At 67.2% G+C, this 9796-nt stretch carries 10 protein-coding genes and 3 tRNA genes; 3 read left to right on the top strand and 10 right to left on the bottom strand.

The window, feature by feature from the left end; genetic code table 11:
- Positions 1-127: 127 nt before the first annotated feature.
- From FJX73_10035 to FJX73_10025, 3 genes are all read right to left on the bottom strand, one after another.
- Entirely contained in the window at positions 128-643 is a 516-nt protein-coding gene (locus FJX73_10035) for a UDP-glucose/GDP-mannose dehydrogenase family protein (protein MBM3471109.1), read from the bottom strand.
- Positions 644-765: 122 nt separating this feature from the next.
- Positions 766-839 (bottom strand) — tRNA-Gly (locus FJX73_10030).
- Between the two features lie 8 nt (positions 840-847).
- Positions 848-933 (bottom strand) — tRNA-Tyr (locus FJX73_10025).
- A 75-nt stretch (positions 934-1008) separates the two neighbouring features.
- Here FJX73_10025 and FJX73_10020 point away from each other — a divergent pair.
- Positions 1009-1085, top strand: a tRNA-Thr gene (locus FJX73_10020).
- Complete coding sequence (gene moaA, locus FJX73_10015) at positions 1047-2165, top strand: GTP 3',8-cyclase MoaA (protein MBM3471108.1); 1119 nt, start codon at positions 1047-1049, stop codon at positions 2163-2165. The genes FJX73_10020 and moaA overlap by 39 nt, the downstream gene beginning before the upstream one ends.
- A gap of 9 nt (positions 2166-2174) precedes the next feature.
- Here moaA and sigH read toward each other — a convergent pair whose 3' ends face one another.
- The 7 genes from sigH to FJX73_09980 all read right to left on the bottom strand — a co-directional run bounded on the left by sigH (position 2175) and on the right by FJX73_09980 (position 9216).
- Complete coding sequence (gene sigH / locus FJX73_10010) at positions 2175-2810, bottom strand: RNA polymerase sporulation sigma factor SigH (GenBank protein ID MBM3471107.1); 636 nt, start codon at positions 2808-2810, stop codon at positions 2175-2177.
- Positions 2811-2927: 117 nt separating this feature from the next.
- Positions 2928-4286: a hypothetical protein gene (locus FJX73_10005; GenBank protein MBM3471106.1), complete on the bottom strand. Its 1359-nt coding sequence runs from the start codon at positions 4284-4286 to the stop codon at positions 2928-2930.
- Complete coding sequence (gene rlmB, locus FJX73_10000) at positions 4283-5047, bottom strand: 23S rRNA (guanosine(2251)-2'-O)-methyltransferase RlmB (protein ID MBM3471105.1); 765 nt, start codon at positions 5045-5047, stop codon at positions 4283-4285. Before rlmB ends, FJX73_10005 begins: the two co-directional genes overlap by 4 nt.
- Positions 5044-6570 (bottom strand): cysteine--tRNA ligase, encoded by a 1527-nt coding sequence (locus FJX73_09995; GenBank protein MBM3471104.1) that lies wholly within the window; start codon positions 6568-6570, stop codon positions 5044-5046. Before FJX73_09995 ends, rlmB begins: the two co-directional genes overlap by 4 nt.
- 61 nt (positions 6571-6631) lie before the next feature.
- Entirely contained in the window at positions 6632-6967 is a 336-nt protein-coding gene (locus tag FJX73_09990) for a hypothetical protein (protein ID MBM3471103.1), read from the bottom strand.
- A 1-nt stretch (position 6968) separates the two neighbouring features.
- Entirely contained in the window at positions 6969-8126 is a 1158-nt protein-coding gene (locus FJX73_09985) for a 2-C-methyl-D-erythritol 2,4-cyclodiphosphate synthase (protein ID MBM3471102.1), read from the bottom strand.
- A gap of 1 nt (position 8127) precedes the next feature.
- Positions 8128-9216 carry a TRAM domain-containing protein gene (locus FJX73_09980; GenBank protein MBM3471101.1) on the bottom strand — a complete coding sequence of 363 codons (1089 nt, stop codon included), beginning with the start codon at positions 9214-9216 and terminating at the stop codon, positions 8128-8130.
- A gap of 180 nt (positions 9217-9396) precedes the next feature.
- Between FJX73_09980 and FJX73_09975 the strand changes: the two genes are divergently transcribed.
- Complete coding sequence (locus FJX73_09975; protein MBM3471100.1) at positions 9397-9792, top strand: DUF1573 domain-containing protein; 396 nt, start codon at positions 9397-9399, stop codon at positions 9790-9792.
- Positions 9793-9796 lie beyond the last annotated feature (4 nt).

Genomic DNA, 9796 nt, shown 5'->3' with positions numbered 1-9796 from the left:
ACGCCCAGCCCGTCCGCGACGAGGGCGACGGCCCGGCGTCGCCGTGCTTCCAACGCTGCGGGACTCCCGTGTGGTCTCATGCATGGGAAGATACCATCGTCCCATTACTTATGCAAGGGTCAATAATTCACAAAGGAACTTGTCTCAGAGGTGTTGACACGTTCCGGAACTCCGGGTTGGAGACCAAGCTGACGCGGAACTCGGGGCCGCGGACGCCCTGGATCAGGCCTCGCACCCTTTCGGCCGTGCGCACCGGGACAGTGCTCTTGATCACGACAACCGCATCCGGCTCAAGGAACTCGGCAATCTGCTCCACGGCCGATTCAATCTGGGAAAGATCGGCCTGACCGTCGGAGTGCTTGGGCGTGCCTACAGCCAGGAATATGAACTCCGATCCCCTTACGCCCTCCGCGGGATCGCCGGTGTGTGAGAGGCGCCCCACGGCCAACTGCTCGGCGATCAGCTCCTCAAGCCCGGGCTCGTGGAACGGGATCCTCCCGGCCCGAAGGTTCTTGAGGTACGCCGCGTTGGTCTCAAGGCCGACAACCCTGTTGCCCATCTTCGCAAAACAGGCCGCAGCCACCAGGCCGACATATCCCAGGCCGACAACCGTGATCCGCGCTCCGGCTTCATCCGATCCCATCTCCACCCTGCCTTCGTGACGGTTGAGGCCTGTCCCGTTTGCGGGAGTGGCCGAACATACTCATGCCCACAAGTCCGGCGTGCTAGTCACCGGGACTACGCCGCTGGTGCCGAAATCGGAAGTGGAGCGGGAGACGGGAATCGAACCCGCACCACCAGCTTGGAAGGCTGGAGCTCTACCATTGAGCTACTCCCGCGGGCTTGTTGGTGGGCGGGGAAGGATTCGAACCTCCGAAGGCATCCGCCAGCTGATCTACAGTCAGCCCCCTTTGGCCACTTGGGTACCCGCCCTCCCGGGACGATTATAGGCGGCGCGTAGACGCAGCGTCAATCTTGCCGCCTGTGCTATAATTCGGACCGCACCGGGCCGCCGTAGCTCAACCCGGCAGAGCACCGCACTTGTAATGCGGGGGTTACCGGTTCGACTCCGGTCGGCGGCTCCAGGACCCCCAGCCGGTTCGACTCCGGCCGGCGGCTCAAGATCCACCAGCGAGTCAACCTGCCAGGTTTCTCCGGCGCGGCGCTGTGCTAGAATGATTTCATCCATGCGCGATCAGCACGGGAGGCCGCTTCGAGACCTTCGCATCTCCCTCACGGACAGGTGCAACCTGCGCTGCGTCTACTGCGTCCCGGAGCGGGGGATCTCCCACCGCCCGCCGGCCGAACTGCTCCAGGACGACGAACTGCTCCTCCTAGTCGAGATCGCCGCGGAGCTCGGGGTCGAGAAGATCCGCCTCACCGGCGGAGAGCCCATCATCCGGGCGGGCATAGTGGAGCTCGTCCGGCGCATCGCCTCGGTCCCGGGGATCAGGGACGTGGCCATGACCACCAACGGGATCCTGCTCGAGCCAATGGCCGGTCCGCTCGCCGCCGCCGGGCTGGACCGGGTCAACGTCAGCATTGACACCCTCGACCCGGAGAAGTTCCGGCGGATCACGCGGGGCGGGCAGGTGGAGCGTGTGCTCGCAGGCGTGCGGCGCGCCGAGGAGGTCGGTCTGGGCCCGATCAAGATCAACTCGGTGGTCATCAGAGGCCACAACGAGGACGATGTGGTCTCCCTGGCCGCCCTTACCCTGGAGCATCCGTGGGAGGTACGTTTCATAGAGATGATGCCGTTCGCGTCCCTGGCCGGGATTGAGGGGGCGGGCATGGTGCCCTCCGAGGAGACCAGGTCCCGCATCGAGGCGGCGCTGGGACACCTTGAGCCGCTGGACCTCAGCGGCAGCGCCCCCTCCAGGACCTACCGCCTCTCCGGGGCCCGGGGCCGTATTGGCCTGATCAGCTCCATGAGCGAGCCGTTCTGCGAGAAGTGCGGCCGGCTCCGGCTCACCTCGAGCGGACGGTTGCGCCTGTGCCTGCTGAGAGAGGACGAGGAAGACCTCCTGGCGCCGCTGCGCGCCGGAGCCTCGCGCGACCAGATGAAGGTCCTGCTCGAAGCCGCGGCCTACCGGCGTCCGATCGGCCAGGCGCTCGACCAGGCCACCTCTCCCGTATCGTGCTTGATGGGCCGGATAGGCGGATAGAGCGCCGGGTCAGGCGTCGTCTTCGAGGTTGCGTTCGAGCTTGCGCTTGACGCGCTGCAGGGCGTTGTCAATGGACTTGACGTGCCGGGTGAGTTCGTTGGCCATCTCCTGGTAGGACTTGCCCTCCAGGTACGCGGTGAGCACACGACACTCCAGTTCGCTGAGGTTCTTGCGGATGCGCTCGCGCATGGTCGCCGAGGCTTCCTGGTTGATGACCAGTTCCTCGGGATCACTGACCTTGATGCTGCTGATCACGTCCAGCAGCGTGCGATCGGAATCCTCATCGTAGATCGGCTTGTTCAGGGAGATGTACGAGTTGAGCGGGATGTGCTTCTGCCGCGTCGCGGTCTTGATAGCCGTGATGATCTGACGGGTGATGCACAGCTCGGCGAACGCCCGGAACGAGGAGAGCTTGTCGCGCCGGAAGTCCCGGATCGCCTTGTAGAGGCCGATCATCCCTTCCTGGATGATGTCCTCACGGTCGGCGCCTATCAGGAAGTACGCCTTGGCCTTGACGCGGACGAAGTTGCGGTACTTCCCGATCAGGAACTCCGCGGCGCGATCGTCCCCGGACTTGGCGTGATCTACCAGCTCTTCGTCAACCAGATCACCGTAGCCGAGCCCTTCCCTGCGCACGAGCGCCACCGGCTATCCCCTCCGGCCAGGTGCAGAGAGATGTGGGGGTGACTGCGGACGAGCAGTGCGGAAGCAGGTGTCCATCGTCGTAATTCGTTCTTATTATAGGAACCGCGTTGTGTTGCGTCAAGGAGCGGAAGCCCGCTTGTTCACACCGCCTGTGCCGATCTTGACCGTGCGCGGCGTCGGTTGATAGTAACTCGTGGACACGACCTCCTGCTGGAGGACCGCGCCGTCCTGCCTCACGATGCGGAGCGTACGCGCTCGAAGCCCGGACCTGGCCTTCTCGATCCTCGTCTGGCCGGCGGGAATTGCCGGGTCATGCCGGGTGACCGTGTGCGGCGGCGGTGGAATGACGGTCCGGTCGGTCACCACGATCTCGACGGACCGGCCCGGCTGCCGCGCTCCGTACAACGCGACCGTCACGCGACGCGCCGTGGCTTCCGTCCAGACGAACATGTGGTGCCCGCTCGAGTTGCGCAGGCGCAGGTCTATCAGCCCGTGCACGACCGCGGCGTCGCGGCCAGGCGGCAGGTAGGGAACCGGCCTGGAATGATTGGTCCGGCTCTGGACCTCCATCCCAGCCAGCAGCGCCGCGTTGTAGAGCGTTGAGGAAACCTGGCACACCCCACCCCCATCGCCCGGTACCAACTCGTTGCTGACCAGCACCGGGGCCTTCCTGTAGCCGCGGGCCGGGTCACGGGGCCCCACGGCCTGGTTGAAGGAGAGCACGGCCTCCGGCGGCAGCAGCAGACCGCGCAGGGCAGCGGAGGCGAGATGGATATTGTGAACCCTGTCCGGATTGTTGGAGAAGCGCGTCGTAGACTGCGCCAGCGGCTCTGCCATCAGGTCGGCCATCTCGGTAGTGAACGCCGGCCGCCGCAGGGTCACAATCATCTCCACGACAGGCAGGTGCTGTTCAAGCGCGACGGCCACACGGGCGACCGAGGCCGGCTCATCCAGGACCACGCCGTCCTGGCTTGGGTGGAGCACGGTAAGACGCCCCGCAAGGACCGCCACGACTGCGTCCCTTGGCTCGATTAGTAGGGGTGCGGCCACCCCGGCTGCGGAGGCCCGGACGGCATCGAGATCTACGCGGTAGGTTATGGGCACGTCCACCGGCTGGCGCAGGAGCGCCAGCCGCCGGAGCCATCGCTGGAGCAGGGTGCCGGTGCGTCCAACGGCCAGGACGGTGGCCACCGTCTGGTCCACGGCAGGCCCCAGTCCCAGCGCGCCAGCCGCGAGCGTGGCCTCGGCCGTTGCGGCGCGCACCCTGACCTGCCGCATCAAGGCCGGCCTGGCCAGAGCCTGCACGCGCGCGGCCAGGTCCTCCGGGCTCATGCCCCGCACTGGATGGCCTGCGATGGTCACGCCGGGCAGTGGCCGGCCGGAGTAGTACAGGTCGGCCAGCGCGACCCAGGCAGCTGTGCCGGCGGCTATCGCCACGAGCAGGCCGGTCCCCAGGACTATCAGCCGGCGGCTCACCCGTTCCCCCTGGCGCGCGCGGCCATCTGGCGTCTGGCCTCAAACAGGAGAACGCCGGCGGCCACCGACACGTTGAGCGAAGATGTCGCGCCGTGCATGGGAATGCGGACCAGCCGGTCGCAACGGTCGCGCACCAGCCGCGACAGACCGCGCCCCTCGCCGCCCAGAACGAGCGCCAGCGGCGGGATCAACTCAACGGCATAGACGGGATCGCGGGCAGTGGGATCGGCCCCGGTCACCCAGATGCCCTCTTGCTTCAGGTACTCAATCGCCGACCCAAGGTTGGGCACCACGGCCACGGGAACGTGCTCGACCGCTCCTGCCGAGGACGCCGCGACCGTTGGCGTCAGTCCGACCGCCCGGTGCCGCGGAATCACAACACCGTGAACACCGGCGGCGTCAGCAGACCGGATGATGGCGCCCAGATTGCCGGGATCCTGAACCCCGTCAAGCAACAAGAGGAATGGCGGCTCGGACCTTGCGCGGGCACGCCCCAGGATGTCTGGGATCTCGAACGTCCTGTGCGCGGCCGCGTAGGCGATCACGCCCTGGGGCGAGCGCGTCTGTGCCTGCTGGAGCAGGATCGCCGGGTCCACTTCCTGGACAGGCACGCCCCGGGCCCGTGCCTCTCCGATCAGGTGGCGCATCGCCCTGTCCGTGGTGCTGCCCCTGGCCACCAGCAGCTTCCGGAGCGGCCTGCCGGCGCGCAGCGCCTCCAGGACCGGGTGCCTGCCTTCGATCTGCGCCTCGGCCGATGTCAGGCGCGCGCGTCGCGGCGCGACACCAGGCGCCAACGGCTGCCTCCTGGCAGATCTTCGACGGCGATCCCGGCCTCGCCCAGGCGGGCCCTCACCAGATCGGCCAGGGCAAACCGCCTCGCCTCGCGGGCTCGGCTGCGGCCCGAGAGCAGCAACGCCACCGCCTCCTCGGCGCCCGGCGTGCTTCCCTCTCCTGGAAACAGGGCGGGATCCGCGGCCCGCATCTCATCCAGGATCTGGAATACCGCCGCCGCTGCCTCAGGAGGAATCGCATCCGGAACCACGCGCAGTCCCAAGACGCCGGCAAGGGTGCGCAGGGCTGAGGCGGCCTGGGCCATCCCGCCGGATGCCCCAGGGTTCCCGGCCATGGCTGCGCCGGCGGCGCGGTTGATCTCAGCCGCCAGGTCGAACAGAACCGCGATCGCCTGGGGAGTGCCGAAGTCGTCGTCCATCGCACGCTCGAACGCGGTCCGGATCTCCGAGGCCCGCTGGGCCATGGGCCCATCAGGAGACGGTACCGGATGCCCTCCCAGCACGGTGTCGGCGTTGGCGAGAGCAGCCCGCAGCCGCTCGAGGCCTCTTCCGGCGGCGTCCACTGCTTCGTCGGTCCAGCGTGATGGGGTCCGGTAGTGCGCCGAGAGGACGAACAGGCGAATCGCGTCCGGCTCATACCGCGCCAGGGCGTCCCGAATCGCCACGAAGTTGCCAAGATGCCGGTGCATCTCATCCCCAACCGGCGGCTTCATCAACGCGTTGTGCACCCAGAATCGCGCGAAGGGCGCCCGGCCCGTGTAGGCCTCGGACTGTGCAATCTCGTTCTCGTGATGCGGGAAGCGAACGTCGTCCCCGCCACCGTGCAGGTCAATCTGCTCCCCCAGGAACTGCATGGACATGGCCGAGCACTCGATGTGCCAGCCGGGCCGTCCCTGACCCCAGGGGCTCTCCCATGACGGTTCTCCTGGCCTGGACGCCTTCCAGAGCGCGAAGTCCATGGGGTGCTCCTTGCGCTCGTCCACCTCGATGCGGGCGCCGGCCTGCATCTGCTCCAGCGACCGGCCGGACAGAAGACCGTACCTGGGAAAGGAAGTGACGCGGAAGTACACGTCCCCGTCCACCGTGTAGGCATGCCCGCCTGTGATCAGCCCTTCGATGATCTCGATCATCTTTGGGATGACCTCGGTCGCCCGCGGGTAGTGATGGGCCCGCTGCACGCGTAGGGCGTCCATCTCCTGGAGGAACCGTTCGATGTACTCCTGGGCAATCGCGAAGATGCTCCTGCCTTCCTCTTGCGCGCGCGCCACTATGCGATCTTCGATGTCGGTGAAGTTCTGAACGTGGCGGACCTCGAGCCCCTTGTACTCAAGGTAGCGCCTCACGACATCGAAGAAGATGTACGAGAGCGCGTGGCCCACGTGCGCCGGTCCGTACAGGTTCGGCCCGCAGACGTACATGCTGACAGCGCCCGGGACCAGCGTGCGAAACGGCTCCTTCTGTCGGCTCAGCGAGTTGTGTATCTCCAGGCCCATAGCGCCACCTCGACTGTCAAGTCTATCGGAGCGTTGAAGGAGCCACAAGGGGAGGTGCCGGCTACGGCAGCCGGGCGATGGGGATGGCGTCGAGTTCGGCGCAGACCTCCCAGCAGCAGCGGGAACGCAGTGTCACCGCGTCGGCCCGCCGGAAGGAACGCAGGTCGAAGGCGCCCCGGTCGGTCAGCACCCGGTGGTAGGTGGCATCGTACTCGCGGCGCGTGGCGACCACCCGTGCGATGAGGTGAAACACGTTGCCTCGCCAGAACCCCACAAGGCGGGGGCGAAATGCAAGGGGCCTTTCAACCTCTACGGTGATCGGCTCGGCGACCGCGGCGCGCTCGACGAACAGCATCTCCGGCGGTGAAACGCCCCCTGGCTTGGGGCGGCGGGCCATTCTATTCCGCCTTCCGCAGCAGTGCCACGGCGCGGGCTTCTATCCCTTCACCGCGGCCTACAGGTCCCATGCCTTCTGCGGTGGTGGCCTTGATCCCTATCTGGTCCGCCCCGATTCCCAGCGCCCCGGCCAGTCTCGCCCGCATCGCCTCGATGTGCGGCGCCAGCATGGGCGCCTCGGCCAGCACCACGGCGTCCACGTTCACGATTGTCCATCCCGCCGCGCGTAGCATGCCCGAAACCGACGCTGCCAGCCCAATGCTGTCCGCGCCTCGAAGCGCGGGATCCGCGGGCGGGAAATGGTGGCCGATGTCGCTCTCGCCCGCAGCCCCAAGAAGCGCGTCCATAACGGCGTGGGTCAGGACGTCGGCGTCGGAATGCCCGGCAAGGCCGCGCGCATGGGGGATGCGAACACCGCCCAGCACCAGTGCCCGATCGGGTGCCAGCCGGTGGAGATCACATCCGGTGCCCACGCGCAATCCCGGCCCGCTTCTTTCGGCGACCCTCAGGCGCGCCAACTCAAGGTCGGCCCCGGTGGTGATCTTGAAGTTGGCAGGATCACCCGTGACCACGGCCACCGGCGCCCCGAGGGCTTCGACGAGCCCTGCGTCGTCCGTGGCCGGCGCGGTCTGGGGCACGCGGAGGTGCGCCTCGCGCAACAGGCCAGCGGCAAACGCCTGCGGCGTCTGCACGGCGAAGAGTCCGGCCCGGTCGAGGGTCCTAAGGACCAGGTTCTGGTCCACTTCCTTCAGTGTGTCAACAACCGGAATCCCGGCGGTGGCTGCGCCCCATCGCATGGCCGCCTCCAGCACGCGCTCGATCAAGGCCGGGGTCACGAAGGGACGGACCCCGTCGTGGATGACGAGCCACTGTGCCTGGGGAAGCGCGTCAAGCCCGGCTGCCACGGATCCCCGGCGGTCGGGGGCGCCACCGACAACCGCCGCCACCTTGCCTGCCAATCGGTCTGACAGCGAAGCCACGTGGTCGGCGCCCACCACGACGACGATCCGGTCAACCGAGTGACACTGCTCGAAGGGCTGAAGCGTCCGCTCCAGGATCGTGGTGGACCCCAGCCGCAGCAGCGGTTTGGGCGCAGGTCCTGGAAGCCGTGTACCACTGCCGGCGGCAACGATCACCGCGCCGGTCAGGCCGGTCTTCACTTCACCCTCGCTCCGGGTCAGGCCGTCCGGCAGGGTCGCCCATCTTGGGACGCGCGAATACCATACGTCCGGCAGAGGTCTGAAGCGCGCTGGTTACGACGACGTCGAAGGTCTCGCCGATGTAGCGCCGGCCACCCTCGACAACGACCATCGTCCCGTCCTCCATGTAGGCCACACCCTGCCCGGCCTCCTTCCCGTCGCGGACGACATGCACCGAGAGCTCTTCGCCCGGCAGCACCGGTGGCCGTAGCGCCTGGGCCATCTGGTTCACGTTGAGAACGCGCACGCCCTCCAGTTCAGCAACCTTGCCCAGGTTGAAATCGGTGGTCACGATCGCGGCGTGGTGCATCTTGGCCAGCGTCACCAGCCGCGCATCCACGTCCTGTCCAGGAGGTGCCTCCTCGTCCAAGATCTGCACGGTTGCCATCTCGCGGCGGAGTCGGTTGAGGATGTCCAGGCCTCTCCTGCCCCGGTTGCGCCGAAGCGCATCCGGCGAGTCCGCGATACGTTGCAACTCCGCGAGCACCGAGCGGGGCACGAATAGCGGGCCTTCCAAGAACCCGCTTGTGCATATCTCCGCGATGCGGCCGTCTATGATGACGCTGGTGTCGAGGATCTTGGGAGTCGCCTGCGGACCGGGGCGGCCTCCGGCCGGCATGCGGCCCTGCGGCAACAGCGCACCGGAAACCTCGTCCCGCCGCCGTAGTGCCACGTGCAGGCCGAGATAGCCAAGGACGATGCCCGCCACCAGCCGGACGTAGGGCCCGATGAGTGGCACTCCCTCCAGCAGGTACCCGACGAAGAACGCCAGAACCAGGCCCGAGGTCAGGCCGAACGCCGCCAGGAGCAGGTCGTGGAGGGAGAGGTGCGATAGACCGCCCAGGACCCACTCCATCGCGTTGACGAACACCCTGGCCACAGGAGGTCCAAGCAGGAAGCCGACGAGCCCGCCGAGAACCACGCCGGCCGCCTCGTCCACGAATCCCAGGCTCAAGGCGGCCGGAACCCACGCATATGCGAGGATCACCGCCTGGTAGCCGGCAATGCCGCCGACGAGAACTCCGGCAACGCGGACAAACGGATCGCGCATGATGAGGACACACTGCCCGTAGGAGCCGGTGCGATCGGCCTACGCGCCCGAGTATACCACACGCGGTTGCGCCACGAGAAGCCGAGCCGCCGCGCGCAAATTGACAGTGGCGACGGCCGATCACTATAATCATAGACGCGTGTTCTGCACCGCAGGTCTGACTGCCTCGAGGTGGCGCGGATGGCAAAGATCAGCGAAGGCACCTTCCAGAGCGCCGTCGCCGAGTACTTGATCCGCCACCGCAGCATCCTGGATGTCCAGAGCAAGCTCGCCGAAGCGGTTGCCCGCGTCAACCGCGCGGTTGCCAAGTCTGTCACGAACTGCGGCTGCATCAGGATTCAGGCCGGCCGGCAGTGCTTTCCATCGGATGTGAGCATGGCGGAGCTGCGCAATGCCATGCAGACCCACCTGGATGGAGCCATGTGCGAGCGGTGCCGGGAGGTCCTCGAGACCGAGATCGGAATGGCGCTGTTCTACCTGGCTGCGACCTGCAACCTGCTCGACCTGGACTTCGGCGAGATCCTCCGGAAGGAGCACGGCCGGGCCGTCTCGCTGGGGGTCTTCCGCCTGACCTGAGCGC

The organism is Armatimonadota bacterium, assembly GCA_016869025.1.
Lineage (GTDB): Bacteria > Sysuimicrobiota > Sysuimicrobiia > Sysuimicrobiales > Humicultoraceae > VGFA01.
The sequence above is the reverse complement of the archived record's forward strand: the minus strand, read 5'-3'. Positions and strand labels throughout refer to the sequence as shown.